Raw genomic sequence first — 13,508 nt, forward strand, 5'->3', positions numbered from 1 at the left:
GTACTCAGTCGGCGATCAGGAGCCTCGCGGCAGCCGTCGCCGTGCGCGGCCCGACGCCCAGCGCGAGCGCGGCCCGCAGGTCGTCGCCGGTGTCCACGTCCTGGCGTACGGAATCGACGCCGTCGAGCGGAAGTTCCACCGCCCCGGAGGCCGCGTGCCGGGAACGGGACGCCGTGCCGAATGCCGGGCGCAATTCCGTGCCGGGAGCCGCGCAGAGCAGTGTCGTACCTATTCCGGCGGCATCCGCGAGGAAAGAACGGGAAAATCGGGCCGCGCTGTCGAGTACCCGGGCCAATTCCAGAGGACGCAGCGCGGGGAGATCGGCATTCAGCGCCGCGAGTGCCGTTTCGGGCCGCCCCGCGCGCACGGCGGCCGCTCCGTGCGCCAGCGCCGCGTTGAGGCCCCCCGCGGGCTCGTCGCGGATGATCCCGGCCCCCAGAGCCGCGAGCTCGCGTCCGGCGAGGCCGTCGTCCGTGACGACCACCACATCCCGTATCGCCGGGCAGGCCAGCGCGGCGGCCACGGTGTCCTGCGCGAAGGCGAGGGCGAGGCCGGGACGCAGGGTGTCGCCGGTGGTGGCGGTGAGCCTGCTCTTGGCGCGCTCCAGCGGTTTCAGGGGTATCACCAGGGTCCACTGCACGGGTGGCGGCTCCGTCCTTCGCGTCGCGCCCATTGTGACCTGCTGGCGGGGCACTACCGGGGCCGGGCCGCGGGGGCGGGCGTACGGTGTTCTCGACAGACAGGCAGCCTGGGGCGACACTTTGTGCGGCCGACCAGGTTCATGGAGGAAGGTGTCCGAGTGTCCCGCCGCAGAATCGGCTTCTGGTACCGCCTGGCGGCGGTCATCGCCAAACCGCCTCTGGTGGTTTTCTTCAAGCGGGACTGGCGAGGAATGGAACACATTCCGGCCGACGGTGGATTCATCACGGCGGTGAATCACAACTCGTATATCGACCCGCTCTCGTACGCGCATTTTCAGTACAACACCGGACGAGTGCCTCGTTTCCTGGCAAAGGACGGCCTTTTCAAGGACGGGTTCGTCGGCAAGGTCATGAAGGGCACCGGCCAGATCCCGGTCTACCGCGAGACCACGAACGCGCTCGACGCCTTCCGTGCCGCGGTCGACGCGATCGAGCGCGGCGAGTGCGTGGCGTTCTACCCCGAAGGCACCCTCACCAGGGACCCCGAGATGTGGCCGATGACGGCCAAGTCCGGTGCCGCGCGGGTCGCCCTGCGGACCAAGTGCCCGGTCGTCCCTGTCGCGCAGTGGGGCGCCAACCTCGCGCTTCCCCCGTACAGCAAGAAGCTCAGCCTCTTCCCGCGCAAGAAGCTCCAGGTGCTCGCGGGCAGTCCGGTTGACCTCTCGCGCTTCTACGACAAGGAGCCCACCCCCGAGATCCTGCGGGAGGTGACCGAGACCATCATGGCCGCGGTCACCGAACTCCTGGAGGAGATCCGGCAGGAGAAGGCCCCAGGCTCCCCGTACGACCCGCGCAAGGCGCGGCTCGCGCAACGCCGCAAGGCGGCGGACCGGAGCGGTCGCGGCGTCCCCCAGAACACTCCCGAGAGCACCACGGAGGACAGCAAGTGACGAACCCGGTGAAGGCCGCCGTCTTCGGAACGGGCTCTTGGGGTACCGCCTTCGGCATGGTGCTCGCCGACGCCGGGTGCGACGTCACCCTGTGGGGGCGTCGCGCCGAACTCGCCGACGCGGTCAACTCATCGCACAGCAACCCGGACTACCTCCCCGGTGTCGAGCTCCCGGGGAACCTCGAAGCGACCACCGACCCGGCAGAGGCCGCGGCAGGCGCCGACTTCACCGTGCTCGCCGTGCCCTCGCAGACGCTGCGCGCGAACCTCGCCGAGTGGGCGCCGCTGCTCGCCCCCGACACCGTGCTCGTCTCCCTCATGAAGGGCGTCGAACTGGGCTCCGCCATGCGGATGAGCGAGGTCATCGAGGACGTCACGAAGGTCGCCGCCGACCGTATCGCCGTCGTCACAGGACCCAACCTCGCCCGCGAGATCGCCGCCAGGCAGCCCGCTGCCGCCGTGGTCGCCTGCCGCGACGAATCGATCGCGCAACGCCTGCAGACCGCCTGCCACACCCCGTACTTCCGCCCGTACACGAACACGGACGTCGTCGGCTGCGAACTCGGCGGCGCCGTCAAGAACGTCATCGGTCTCGCCGTCGGCATCGCGGACGGCATGGGCCTCGGCGACAACGCCAAGGGCTCGCTCATCACCCGCGGCCTCGCCGAGACCACCCGCCTGGGCCTGGCGATGGGCGCGGATCCGCTGACGTTCTCCGGACTCGCGGGCCTGGGCGACCTGGTGGCCACCTGCTCGTCGCCGCTGTCGCGCAACCACACCTTCGGCACGAACCTCGGCAAGGGCATGACGCTGGAGGAGACCATCGCGGTCACCAAGCAGACCGCCGAGGGCGTCAAGTCCTGTGAGTCGGTGCTGGATCTGGCCCGCAGGCACGGCGTCGACATGCCCATCACCGAGACGGTCGTGGGCATCGTGCACGAGGGCACGCCGCCGGTGGTCGCCCTCAAGGAGCTGATGTCGCGCAGCGCCAAGCCCGAGCGCCGCTGACTGTCGCCGCTGACTCTCCGAGGGCCACCGGGTACCCTCAAGCCGATATGAGCAGCGAGAACCTCCCCCAGAGCCCCGAGCCGCGCCCCGAGCAGAGCTCTGAGCCGCTCCGTAAGCCGCGTGTGGCCGTCGTGTTCGGCGGCCGCAGCTCGGAGCACGGCATCTCGGTCGTCACGGCGGGCGCCGTGCTGCGTGCCATCGACCGCACCAAGTACGACGTCCTGCCCATCGGCATCACGACGGACGGCCGCTGGGCCCTGACCGCCGACGATCCCGAGCGCATGGCGATCACCGACCGGCAGGTGCCCAACGTCGACGCGCTCGCGGAGTCGGCCGACGGCGGCGTCGTGATGCCCTTGGACCCGGGCAACCGCGAGGTCGTCTACAGCGAGCCCGGCTCCGTGCCCAAGGCCCTCGGCGAAGTCGACGTCGTCTTCCCGATGCTGCACGGTCCCTACGGCGAGGACGGCACCCTCCAGGGACTCCTGGAGCTCTCCGGAGTGCCCTACGTGGGCGCCGGAGTGCTCGCCTCGGCCGTCGGCCAGGACAAGGAGTACATGAAGCGGGTCTTCACCTCCTTCGGTCTCCCCGTCGGCCCGTACCTGGTGATCCGCCCGCGCGAGTGGGACAACGACCAGCAGACCGCCCGCAAGAAGATCGCGGAGTTCGCCGGCGAGCACGGCTGGCCGCTGTTCATCAAGCCCGCGCGCGGCGGCTCCTCGATGGGCATCACGAAGGTCGACTCCTTCGAAGGCCTCGACGAGGCGATCGACGAAGCCCGCCGCCACGACCCCAAGATCCTCGTCGAGTCGCTCCTGCGCGGCCGCGAGATCGAGTGCGGGGTCCTGGAGTTCGAGGACGGGCCGCGCGCGAGCGTGCCCGCCGAGATCCCGCCGGTGCAGTCGCACGACTACTACGACTTCGAGGCGAAGTACATCGACTCGACGCCCGGAATCGTGCCGGCCCCGCTGACGCCCGATGAGACCGCCGAAATCCAGCGACTCGCGGTCGACGCCTTCGAGGCCACGTCGTGTGAGGGCCTGGTGCGCGCGGACTTCTTCCTCACCGAGGACGGCTTCGTGATCAACGAGATCAACACGATGCCGGGCTTCACGCCCATCTCGATGTACCCGCAGATGTGGGAGGCCAGCGGTGTCTCCTACCCCGAGCTGGTGGACCGCCTCGTCCAAGCGGCCCTCAACCGCTCCACGGGGCTGCGCTAGCCCTCAGGGGCACTAGGCGATCCCCTTGGGGATGGTCCTCTTGATGGGGGCGGCGAAGTCCGTCAGCGGGCTCACGCCGTCCCCCGCGCGCTCCTTGGGCAGCGTCACCTCCACGTACGCCTTGCGCAGCGTGGAGGTGAAGCGGAAAGAACCGTCGTCCTGCTCGTCGAGCAGCCAGTTGACGCCGTCGACCGTCACGCCGTCCGCCTCGGGGTTGTTCATCTCGGCCGGTCTCTCGACGCCGCAGCGCAGTATGATCGCCGGGTCTCCCCACCCGGCGGTCAGCTCCGACTTCGGCTCGGGATCAACGCGCCCGAGACCGTCCACCTTCTCCGGCAGCCGCTTGTGCAGGTTCCGGCACAGTTCGGTGCCCTTGCTGTCCGGGGTGGGAACCGCGGCCTTCACCGCTTCGTCTGCTGAGGAGCAGCCCGCGGACGCGATCAGCAGTGCGAGGGCGGGGGCGGAGACCAGGCAGCGGCGCCGGCGACGGGAAAACTTCACCGGCCAAGGGTAGACGGGGGCTACAAGTGCACGACGGGGCAGGTCAGGGTCCGGGTGATGCCGTCCACTTGCTGGACCTTGGCGACCACCATGCGGCCGAGTTCGTCGACCGTGTCCGCCTGGGCGCGCACGATGACATCGTAGGGACCGGTCACGTCCTCGGCCTGGATCACTCCTGCGATCTTGCCGATCAGCTCGGCGACGGTCGACGCCTTGCCGACCTCTGTCTGGATCAGGATGTACGCCTGTACCACGGAACCTCCAGGGCGGCCACGAGGATCATGTGGGGAGAAGGGACGCCACGGTACCGCGTCGCCGCTTCTCGCGGGGAGACCCGGGGGACCTGTGGCGCGCACATCGCGGTGGACGGGCAACAGAAGTTGACGGTCATATCGACCGTACCTATGACAGTGACGGCTCGCGACCGCAAGCCGAGCAGCGTGAAAGGGCATGGTGAGTCCCGGTGAAGGGAACCGTCGGCGAGTTGGGGGAGTTCGGGCTCATCAGGGAACTCACCTCCCGGCTCACCTCCACCCCGGCCGTCCGGCTCGGGCCGGGCGATGACGCCGCCGTCGTGTCGGCTCCCGACCGACGGGTCGTGGCGAGCACCGACATCCTCCTCGAGGGGCGGCACTTCCGCCGCGACTGGTCGACCGCGTACGACGTGGGCCGCAAGGCCGCCGCGCAGAACCTCGCGGACATCGCCGCCATGGGAGCCGTACCGACCGCGCTCCTCCTCGGCCTGGTCGTGCCCGCCGAACTCCCCGCGAGCTGGCCCACGGAGCTCATGGACGGCCTGCGGGACGAATGCCAGGTCGCGGGAGCGGCCGTCGTGGGCGGTGATGTCGTACGGGGGGACACGATCACCGTCGCGATCACCGCGCTCGGCGATCTGCGCAACCACGAGCCGGTCACCCGCGCCGGTGCCCAGCCAGGCGATGTCGTCGCCGTCACCGGCTGGTTGGGCTGGTCCGCCGCCGGGCACGCCGTGCTCTCGCGCGGCTTCCGTTCTCCCCGCGCCTTCGTGGAGGCCCACCGCAGGCCCGAACCGCCGTACCACGCGGGCCCCGCGGCCGCCGGCCTCGGCGCCACCTCGATGACGGACGTGAGCGACGGCCTCATCGCCGACCTCGGCCACATCGCCGATTCGAGCAAGGTGCGCATCGACATCCGCTCCGGAGACGTCGACGTGCCCTCCCAGATGAACGACATCGGCCAGGCCGTCGGCGTCGACCCGCTGCAGTGGGTGCTCAACGGCGGCGAGGACCACGCGATCGTGGCGACGTTCCCGCCGGACGTGAAGCTGCCCGCCCGCTGGAAGGTCATCGGCGAGGTCCTCAACCCCTCGGCCCTGCCGCAGGTGACGGTGGACGGAGCGCCCTGGACCAGCAAGGGTTGGGACCACTTCGGCGACAACGGAGACGTCGAGTGAGTACCGCACCGCCCCGCGTCCTGACCGTCGCAGGATCCGACTCCGGCGGCGGCGCGGGAATCCAGGCCGACTTGAAGACGATGCTGGCGCTCGGCACCCACGGCATGAGCGCCGTCACGGCGGTCACCGCGCAGAACTCCCTGGGTGTACAAGGCTTTTGGGAGCTGCCGGTGGAGGCGGTGCGCGCGCAGTACCGCAGCGTCGTCGACGACATCGGTGTCCAGGCCGTCAAGACCGGCATGCTGGCCTCGGCCGAACTGGTCGAGACGGTGGCCGAGTTGATCGCGGACACGGACGCCCCCTCGGTCGTCGACCCGGTGGGTGTCTCCAAGCACGGCGACTCGCTCCTGGCCGCCTCGGCGCTCGACTCGGTCCGTACGAAGCTGCTCCCCGTGGCCACGGTCGCGACCCCGAACCTCGACGAGGTCGCACAGCTCACGGGCGTCCAGGTCGAGTCCGAGGACGGAATGCGGCGGGCCGCGGCGGCCCTCCTCGCGTTCGGCCCGCGGTGGGCGCTCATCAAGGGCGGCCACCTTCGGGGTGACGCGGTGGACCTGCTCACCGACGGTTCGGACGAGCACTGGCTGCGCGCGCCCCGCCACGACAACCGCCACACGCACGGCACGGGCTGCACCCTCGCGAGCGCCATCGCCTCGCACCTGGCCAAGGGCCTGCCGGTGCCGGAGGCCGTCGCGGCGGCGAAGGAGTACGTGACCGGGGCGATCGCGGCCGGGTTCGCCCTCGGTGGCGGGATCGGGCCCGTGGATCACGGGTGGCGGTTCAGGGACCGCTGATCGACTACTGATCACCGGCGGTCACGCGCATACGGAAGAGCACGCGCATACGGAAGAGCACGCACAGACGAAAGAGCCGGTCCCCCGAGGGGGACCGGCTCTTTCAGCAACCAGCTAGGTGGCCGCGCTTACATGCGTCAGCGCGAGACCTTGCCGGCCTTGATGCACGAGGTGCAGGCGTTGAGCCGCTTCGGCGTCCCGCTGACCACGGCACGAACGCGCTGGATGTTCGGGTTCCAGCGACGGGACGTACGGCGGTGAGAGTGCGAGATGTTGTTGCCGAAGCTCGGCCCCTTGCCGCAGACGTCGCAGTTGGCAGCCACGGGTCACTCCAAGACTTCAGATGCACTTACGGTTAATCCCGGCATGCCGGGATCAGTGCAATGATCGTGGGTGGCGTTGCCAGGAGGAATGTCCCGATGGGTATCGGGCAACCGGAGCAGCATACAACGACTGCTTCGGTAGAACGAAACTACCATGTCTCGCCCCGGCCCCGCCCCGGGCCTTTCGCCCTTTCCGGTCTACGCTGCGTCCATTCCGGATGCCCTTAGGAGGCGAGCAGGTGCCGCAGAACCTCGACGCCGTCGCGGTGCGCGCCTGGTGCGGCCTCGCTCTGGACGCCCTGGGGCGGGCCCGCGAGGAGATCGACGCGATCAACGTCTATCCGGTCGCGGACGGGGACACCGGAACGAACCTCTATCTGACTGTGGAGTCGGCCTCCCAGGCGGTCGACGCGGTTTTCACCGGCCTGGAGCCCGCCCGCCCCTCGCTGGCCGAGGCCGTGCGGGCGATGGCGCACGGCGCGCTGATCGGGGCTCGCGGGAACTCGGGCACGATCCTGTCGCAGCTGCTGCGGGGGATGGCGCAGGTCATCGGCGCCGACCGTGACACTGATCACGCCGACGGCCGGGCACTGGCGCTCGCGCTGGGGCGGGCCGCCGAGTCGGCCTACCAAGCGGTGGCGCACCCCGTCGAGGGCACGGTCCTGACGGTGGCCGCCGCCGCTGCCGAGGCGGCTACCGCGGCGGCTTCCGGCGACGGCGCCGGCGGGGACTGCGGGGCGGTGGCGCGGGCCGCGTACGACGGTGCGTGCCTGGCGCTGGACGCGACGCCGGAGCAGCTCGCGGTGCTCGGCCGTGCGGGAGTGGTGGATGCCGGGGGGCGCGGGCTCGTGGCGGTGCTCGGGGCGCTCGTGGGGGCGCTGTCGGGCGAGACGGTGCTCCTGAAGACGGTTTCGGGTTCGGGCCCCCACGCGCGCGTGGGGGCCTCGTACGACGCGGCGGACGCCGTCGAGTGCCAGGACACCCCGGCCGACGCCACGGCCCCCGCCTTCGAGGTGATCTACCTCCTGGAGGCCGATGACACCGCCGTCGCACGGCTGCGGACACGGCTGGACGGGCTCGGCGACTCCCTTGTCGTCGTCGGCGGCGACGGCCTGTGGAACGTCCACGTGCACGTCGACGACGCGGGCGCCGCCGTCGAGGCGGGCGTCGAGGCCGGGCGGCCCCACCGCATCCGCATCACCCACTTCGGAGTGGGCGACGCACACACCGCGGGCGTCACCCCGCCGCCCCGCGAGCGGGTGCAGCGCGGGATCGTCGCCGTCGTACCGGGGGAGGGGCTCGCCGGTCTCTACGCCGACGCCGGTGCGACCACCGTGCCCACCCGCCCCGGGGAGCCGCCCGCCAGCGGCGAGCTCGTCGACGCGATCCGGCGGGCCCACGCGCGCGAGGTGGTGCTCCTGCCGAACGACGCGGAGCTGCGCCACACCGCCGCCGCCGCGGCGGAACAGGCCCGCACCGAAGGGGTGCGGGTCGCGCTGATCCCGACCCGGTCCGCGGTCCAGGGCATCGCGGCGCTCGCCGTGCACGAGCCGGACCGCCGCTTCGACGAGGACGTCGTCGCGATGACCTCGGCGGCCGGTGCGACGCGGTACGCCGAACTGGCCGTCGCCGAGCGGCAGTCGTGGACCATGGCGGGCATCTGCCAGGCAGGGGACGTCCTCGGCCTGATCGACGGCGATGTCGCGCTGATCGGCGACGACACCACGCGCGCCGCACGCTCCGTCCTCGACCGGATGCTGGCCGCGGGCGGCGAGATGGTCACGCTGGTGCTCGGCGACGACGTGCCGGACAGCCTCGGCGATGACCTGGAGAAGCATGTGCGCGAGCAGCATCTGGCGGTCGACACGGTGGTCTACCGCGGGGGACGCCAGTCGGCCCTGCTCCTGATCGGCGTGGAGTGACAGCCGCCTTCGGCGCCCTTGACCAGCATTCCTGACCAGCGGATTTCAGGGACGTACGCCGAATTGTCAGTGGCGTGGTGTGCAATGGATCTCGTGCCCGCGCTCGAAGAACCCCTGAAGAAAGTGGTCGGTCCCGCCACCGCGAAGGTGATGGCCGAGCACCTGGACCTGCACACCGTCGGCGACCTGCTGCACCACTACCCGCGGCGGTACGCGGAGCGGGGCGAGCTCACCCGCCTCGCCGACCTGCCGCTGGACGAGCACGTCACGGTGGTCGCCCAGGTCGCGACGGCACGCATCCTGACGTTCAACGGCGGCAGGGGCCAGCGCCTCGAAGTGACGATCACCGACGGCAGCGGCCAGCTCCAGCTGGTCTTCTTCGGCCGGGGCATCCACAAGCCGCACAAGGACCTGCTGCCCGGCACGCGCGCGATGTTCGCGGGCAAGGCGTCCGTCTTCAACCGCAAGATGCAGCTCGCACACCCGGCGTACGAACTCCTCAAGGGCGACTCCGACAACGCCGACGATGCGGTCGACTCCTGGGCAGGCGCCCTCATCCCCCTCTATCCGGCCACCGCCAAGCTGGAGTCCTGGAAGATCGCCAAATCCGTCGACGCGGTCCTGCCCAGCGCCCAGGAGGCCGTCGACCCGCTGCCGCCGAGCCTGCGCGACGGCCGTGGGCTGATCCCGCTCCCCGAAGCGCTCCTGAAGATCCACCGCCCGCACACCAAGGCGGACATCGCATCCGCCCGCGACCGCCTGAAGTGGGACGAGGCCTTCGTCCTCCAGGTAGCCCTGGCCCGCCGTAGGTACGCCGACGCGCAGCTCCCCGCGATCGCCCGCCGCCCCCGCGAGGGCGGCCTGCTCGACGCCTTCGACGCGAAGCTGCCCTTCACCCTCACCGAGGGCCAGGAGAAGGTCTCCAAGGAGATCTTCGACGACCTGGCCACCGAACACCCGATGCACCGCCTGCTCCAGGGAGAGGTGGGATCGGGCAAGACCATGGTGGCCCTGCGCGCCATGCTCGCCGTCGTGGACGCGGGTGGGCAGGCCGCGATGCTCGCGCCCACCGAAGTGCTCGCCCAGCAGCACCACCGCTCGATCACCGAGATGATGGGCGAGCTCGCCGAGGGTGGCATGCTCGGCGGCTCGGACCAGGGCACCAAGGTCACGCTGCTCACCGGCTCCATGGGTGTGGCAGGCCGCCGACAGGCCCTGCTCGACCTGGTCACCGGCGAAGCCGGGATCGTCATCGGTACGCACGCGCTGATCGAGGACAAGGTCCAGTTCCACGACCTGGGCCTGGTCGTCGTCGACGAACAGCACCGCTTCGGAGTCGAGCAGCGCGACGCCCTGCGCGGCAAGGGCAAGCAGCCCCCGCACCTCCTCGTCATGACGGCCACGCCCATCCCGCGCACGGTCGCGATGACGGTCTTCGGTGACCTGGAGACCTCGGTCCTCGACCAGCTCCCCGCCGGCCGTTCGCCGATCGCCAGCCACGTCGTGCCCGCCGAGGACAAGCCGCACTTCCTGGCACGCGCGTGGGAGCGCGTGCGCGAGGAGGTCGAGAACGGCCACCAGGCGTACGTGGTCTGCCCCCGGATCGGCGACGAGGAGGACGATCCGAAGAAGGCCAAGAAGAAGGCCGAGGAGGAGGCCACCGCCGAGAAGCGGCCGCCGCTCGCCGTCATCGAGGTCGCCGAGCAACTCGCCCGCGGTCCGCTGAGCGGCCTCAAGGTCGAGGTCCTGCACGGCCGCATGCAGCCGGACGACAAGGACGCGGTGATGCGCCGCTTCGCCGCGGGCGAGACCCAGGTCCTGGTCGCGACGACGGTCATCGAGGTCGGCGTGAACGTCCCGAACGCCACCGCCATGGTGATCATGGACGCGGACCGCTTCGGCGTATCGCAGCTGCACCAGCTGCGCGGCCGCGTCGGCCGCGGCTCGGCCCCCGGCCTCTGCCTTCTGGTCACCGACATGCCCGAGGCGAGCCCCGCCCGCGCCCGCCTCGCAGCCGTGGCCGCGACGCTCGACGGATTCGAGCTCTCCCGGATCGACCTGGAGCAGCGCCGCGAGGGCGACGTACTGGGCCAGGCGCAGTCCGGTGTCCGTTCCAGCCTGCGCATGCTCGCCGTCATCGAGGACGAGGAGATCATCGCCGAGGCCCGTGAGGAGGCCGTCGCGGTGGTCTCCGCCGACCCGGAGCTGGAGCACCTGCCGGAGCTGCGCACGGCTCTGGACGCCCTCCTGGACGACGAGCGCGAGCAGTACCTCGACAAGGGATGACCAGGGGATGACCAGGGGGGCGACAAGGGCTGACAGGCAGGAGCGGCGCGGGGGCTGAGAGACTGGGACAGGATCTTCCCGCTCGTTCGTTCACCGACAAGGACTCAGATGACCCGCGTGATCGCCGGTGTGGCCGGCGGACGTCGCCTCGCCGTCCCGCCAGGGAACGGCACACGGCCCACGACCGACCGCGCACGCGAGGGCCTGTTCTCCACCTGGCAGGCCCTGCAGGGCACGCTGGACCGGGCACGCGTCCTCGACCTGTACGCCGGGTCCGGAGCCATCGGCCTCGAAGCGCTCTCGCGGGGGGCGGGCCACGCCCTGCTCGTCGAGACCGACGCCCGCGCGGTGCGCACCATCAGGGAGAACGTCAAGGCGATCGGCCTGCCCGGCGCGGAGGTCAGGGCGGGCAAAGCGACCCAGATCGTCCAGGGCGGCGCCCCGACCACCCCTTACGACCTGGTCTTTCTCGACCCTCCGTATGTCGTCACCGATGACGATCTTCGCGAGATTCTGCTCACACTCCGCGCGGAGGGCTGGCTCACGGACGATGCGCTCGTCACCGTTGAACGCAGTACAAGAGGCGGAGAATTCGGCTGGCCCGACGGCTTCGAAGCGCTGAGGTCCCGTCGCTACGGCGAAGGCACGTTTTGGTACGGTCGCGCCGCCTCTACGTGCGACGACTCAGTGATCGCGCCATGACCGGACCGGAGAGCGAGGGACTCACGTTGCGCCGCGCCGTCTGTCCGGGGTCGTTCGACCCCATCACCAACGGACACCTCGACATCATCGCCCGCGCCTCCAGGCTCTACGACGTGGTGCACGTCGCGGTGATGATCAATCAGTCGAAGAAGGGCCTGTTCACCGTCGACGAGCGGATCGAGCTGATCCGCGAGGTCACCGCCGACTTCGGGAACGTCGAGGTCGAGTCCTTCCACGGCCTGCTCGTCGACTTCTGCAAGCAGCGCGACATCCCGGCCATCGTCAAGGGCCTGCGAGCGGTCAGCGACTTCGACTACGAACTGCAGATGGCCCAGATGAACAACGGCCTCTCGGGCGTCGAGACCCTCTTCGTGCCCACCAACCCCACCTACAGCTTCCTGTCCTCCTCGCTGGTCAAGGAAGTGGCCGCCTGGGGCGGCGACGTCGCCCATCTGCTGCCGCCGGTGGTCCACGAGGCGCTGGCGGAGCGCATCGGCAAGAAGTGACGGACGGCCGGACGAACTGACAGTCCGTCACCCGGTGTCGGACGGCCGCCGACTGGCCTTACAGTCGTGCCGTCCGTCTCCAACCAGCTGTAGAGAGTGGCGAGCACACGGTGGACGTGCAGAAGAAGATCGACGAGATCGTCGACGCGGTCGGCAGTGCCCGGTCCATGCCGATGTCGGCCTCGTGCGTGGTCAACCGCGCCGATCTGCTGTCGATGCTCGAAGAGGTGCGCCAGGCGCTGCCGGGCTCCCTCGCGCAGGCCCAGGAGCTCATCGGCGGCCGCGAGCAGCTGGTCGAGCAGGCCCGCCAGGAGGCGGACCGGATCATCGAGACGGCGCACGCCGAGCGCGGTTCGCTGATCTCCGACACGGAGGTCGCCCGCAACTCGCAGGGCGAGGCCGAGCGCATCCTCGCCGAGGCCCGGCAGGCCGCCGACGAGGTCCGCGTCGAGGCCGACGACTACGTGGACAGCAAGCTGGCCAACTTCGAGGTCGTCCTCACCAAGACCCTCGGCTCCGTCGGCCGCGGCCGCGAGAAGCTCCTCGGCACCGGACCCGGCCTCGACGAGCAGGGTTACGAGGACGAGGACGCCCCGCAGCGCAGCCACGACCCCGAGACGCTGCGCCGGGACGCGGACGCGTACGTCGACGCCAAGCTCGGCGCCTTCGAGGCGGTCCTGGCCAAGACCCTGGAGGCGGTCGGCCGCGGCCGTCAGACCCTGCACGGCCGTGCGCCCGCCGACGACCTCGCGGGCCTCGCCGACGGCCTCGGGTCCCAGGCGCACACCACGGACGCCGAGTACCTCGCGGGCCTCACCGACCCCACGGCGCCGCCGGCTCCCGTCCCGGCAGCGGCCCCGCAGCCTCCCCAGGCGCCCCCGCAGATCCCCGCACAGCAGCCGTACGCCCCGCCCCAGCAGGAGCCGGACCCGTACGCCTACCAGCAGCAGGATCAGTACGCCTACCAGCAGCAGTACGCCCAGCAGGACCCGTACGGCTACCAGCAGCAGGATCCGTACGGGTACCCGCAGCAGGGATACGACCAGACCCAGCAGCAGGGGTACGGAGAGCCGCATCAGCAGCAGCATCACCAGGCCCCCGGTGTCCTTGACGAGGCCAGCCTCTTCGACACCGGCATGATCACGGCGGAGCAGCTGCGCCAGTACGAACAGGGCCGCTAGCTCCCGGTCCGCGGTCCTTCCGGGACCGGATTGGGTCGAG

General features: G+C 70.6%; 14 protein-coding genes. 10 read left to right on the forward strand and 4 right to left on the reverse strand.

What is annotated here, in order from left to right; all coding sequences use genetic code 11:
- Nucleotides 1–4: 4 nt before the first annotated feature.
- Nucleotides 5–640: a 2-phospho-L-lactate guanylyltransferase gene (gene cofC / locus ACZ5WE_RS27055; RefSeq protein WP_467693006.1), complete on the reverse strand. Its 636-nt coding sequence runs from the start codon at nucleotides 638–640 to the stop codon at nucleotides 5–7.
- Nucleotides 641–799: 159 nt separating this feature from the next.
- Here cofC and ACZ5WE_RS27060 point away from each other — a divergent pair, with 159 nt between their 5' ends.
- From ACZ5WE_RS27060 to ACZ5WE_RS27070, 3 genes are read left to right on the forward strand one after another with little or no spacing between them, the layout of a single operon-like run.
- Nucleotides 800–1,591, forward strand: coding sequence for a lysophospholipid acyltransferase family protein (locus ACZ5WE_RS27060; protein ID WP_467693004.1), 792 nt, complete (start codon nucleotides 800–802; stop codon nucleotides 1,589–1,591).
- Complete coding sequence (locus ACZ5WE_RS27065; RefSeq protein WP_467693002.1) at nucleotides 1,588–2,598, forward strand: NAD(P)H-dependent glycerol-3-phosphate dehydrogenase; 1,011 nt, start codon at nucleotides 1,588–1,590, stop codon at nucleotides 2,596–2,598. Before ACZ5WE_RS27060 ends, ACZ5WE_RS27065 begins: the two co-directional genes overlap by 4 nt.
- A 47-nt stretch (nucleotides 2,599–2,645) precedes the next feature.
- A complete protein-coding gene (locus ACZ5WE_RS27070) occupies nucleotides 2,646–3,821 on the forward strand; it encodes a D-alanine--D-alanine ligase family protein (RefSeq protein WP_467693000.1) in 1,176 nt (391 codons plus the stop codon).
- Between the two features lie 12 nt (nucleotides 3,822–3,833).
- Here the strand turns inward: ACZ5WE_RS27070 and ACZ5WE_RS27075 are convergent, their stop codons facing one another.
- Nucleotides 3,834–4,322 carry a DUF3515 domain-containing protein gene (locus ACZ5WE_RS27075; protein WP_467692998.1) on the reverse strand — a complete coding sequence of 163 codons (489 nt, stop codon included), beginning with the start codon at nucleotides 4,320–4,322 and terminating at the stop codon, nucleotides 3,834–3,836.
- Between the two features lie 20 nt (nucleotides 4,323–4,342).
- Nucleotides 4,343–4,576 (reverse strand): Lrp/AsnC ligand binding domain-containing protein, encoded by a 234-nt coding sequence (locus tag ACZ5WE_RS27080; protein ID WP_361720591.1) that lies wholly within the window; start codon nucleotides 4,574–4,576, stop codon nucleotides 4,343–4,345.
- A 209-nt stretch (nucleotides 4,577–4,785) separates the two neighbouring features.
- Between ACZ5WE_RS27080 and ACZ5WE_RS27085 the strand changes: the two genes are divergently transcribed.
- Complete coding sequence (locus tag ACZ5WE_RS27085; protein ID WP_467692996.1) at nucleotides 4,786–5,754, forward strand: thiamine-phosphate kinase; 969 nt, start codon at nucleotides 4,786–4,788, stop codon at nucleotides 5,752–5,754.
- Complete coding sequence (thiD, locus tag ACZ5WE_RS27090; protein WP_467692994.1) at nucleotides 5,751–6,548, forward strand: bifunctional hydroxymethylpyrimidine kinase/phosphomethylpyrimidine kinase; 798 nt, start codon at nucleotides 5,751–5,753, stop codon at nucleotides 6,546–6,548. The genes ACZ5WE_RS27085 and thiD overlap by 4 nt, the downstream gene beginning before the upstream one ends.
- A 137-nt stretch (nucleotides 6,549–6,685) precedes the next feature.
- Here thiD and rpmB read toward each other — a convergent pair whose 3' ends face one another.
- Complete coding sequence (rpmB, locus tag ACZ5WE_RS27095; protein ID WP_160507429.1) at nucleotides 6,686–6,871, reverse strand: 50S ribosomal protein L28; 186 nt, start codon at nucleotides 6,869–6,871, stop codon at nucleotides 6,686–6,688.
- Nucleotides 6,872–7,089: 218 nt separating this feature from the next.
- Between rpmB and ACZ5WE_RS27100 the strand changes: the two genes are divergently transcribed.
- The 5 genes from ACZ5WE_RS27100 (at nucleotide 7,090) to ACZ5WE_RS27120 (ending at nucleotide 13,468) form a co-directional block, all read left to right on the forward strand.
- Nucleotides 7,090–8,793 carry a DAK2 domain-containing protein gene (locus ACZ5WE_RS27100; protein WP_467692992.1) on the forward strand — a complete coding sequence of 568 codons (1,704 nt, stop codon included), beginning with the start codon at nucleotides 7,090–7,092 and terminating at the stop codon, nucleotides 8,791–8,793.
- A gap of 84 nt (nucleotides 8,794–8,877) precedes the next feature.
- The gene (gene recG, locus ACZ5WE_RS27105) at nucleotides 8,878–11,079 is read left to right on the forward strand and encodes an ATP-dependent DNA helicase RecG (protein ID WP_467692990.1); all 2,202 of its coding nucleotides are present in this window, start codon (nucleotides 8,878–8,880) and stop codon (nucleotides 11,077–11,079) included.
- Nucleotides 11,080–11,187: 108 nt separating this feature from the next.
- A complete protein-coding gene (gene rsmD / locus ACZ5WE_RS27110; RefSeq protein WP_467692988.1) occupies nucleotides 11,188–11,781 on the forward strand; it encodes a 16S rRNA (guanine(966)-N(2))-methyltransferase RsmD in 594 nt (197 codons plus the stop codon).
- A 26-nt stretch (nucleotides 11,782–11,807) separates the two neighbouring features.
- Nucleotides 11,808–12,287 carry a pantetheine-phosphate adenylyltransferase gene (gene coaD, locus ACZ5WE_RS27115; RefSeq protein ID WP_453691623.1) on the forward strand — a complete coding sequence of 160 codons (480 nt, stop codon included), beginning with the start codon at nucleotides 11,808–11,810 and terminating at the stop codon, nucleotides 12,285–12,287.
- A gap of 110 nt (nucleotides 12,288–12,397) precedes the next feature.
- Nucleotides 12,398–13,468, forward strand: coding sequence for a cell division initiation protein (locus tag ACZ5WE_RS27120; RefSeq protein ID WP_467692986.1), 1,071 nt, complete (start codon nucleotides 12,398–12,400; stop codon nucleotides 13,466–13,468).
- Nucleotides 13,469–13,508: the final 40 nt, after the last annotated feature.

The organism is Streptomyces sp. NPDC033180, from assembly GCF_055577645.1.

What these genes read in the sequence shown, in the direction of transcription:
- rsmD (WP_467692988.1), top strand. Translation starts at nt 11,188, where the DNA reads ATGACCCGCGTGATCGCCGGTGTGGCCGGCGGACGTCGCCTCGCCGTC.
- ACZ5WE_RS27070 (WP_467693000.1), top strand. Translation starts at nt 2,646, where the DNA reads ATGAGCAGCGAGAACCTCCCCCAGAGCCCCGAGCCGCGCCCCGAGCAG.
- recG (WP_467692990.1), top strand. Translation starts at nt 8,878, where the DNA reads ATGGATCTCGTGCCCGCGCTCGAAGAACCCCTGAAGAAAGTGGTCGGT.
- ACZ5WE_RS27100 (WP_467692992.1), top strand. Translation starts at nt 7,090, where the DNA reads ATGCCCTTAGGAGGCGAGCAGGTGCCGCAGAACCTCGACGCCGTCGCG.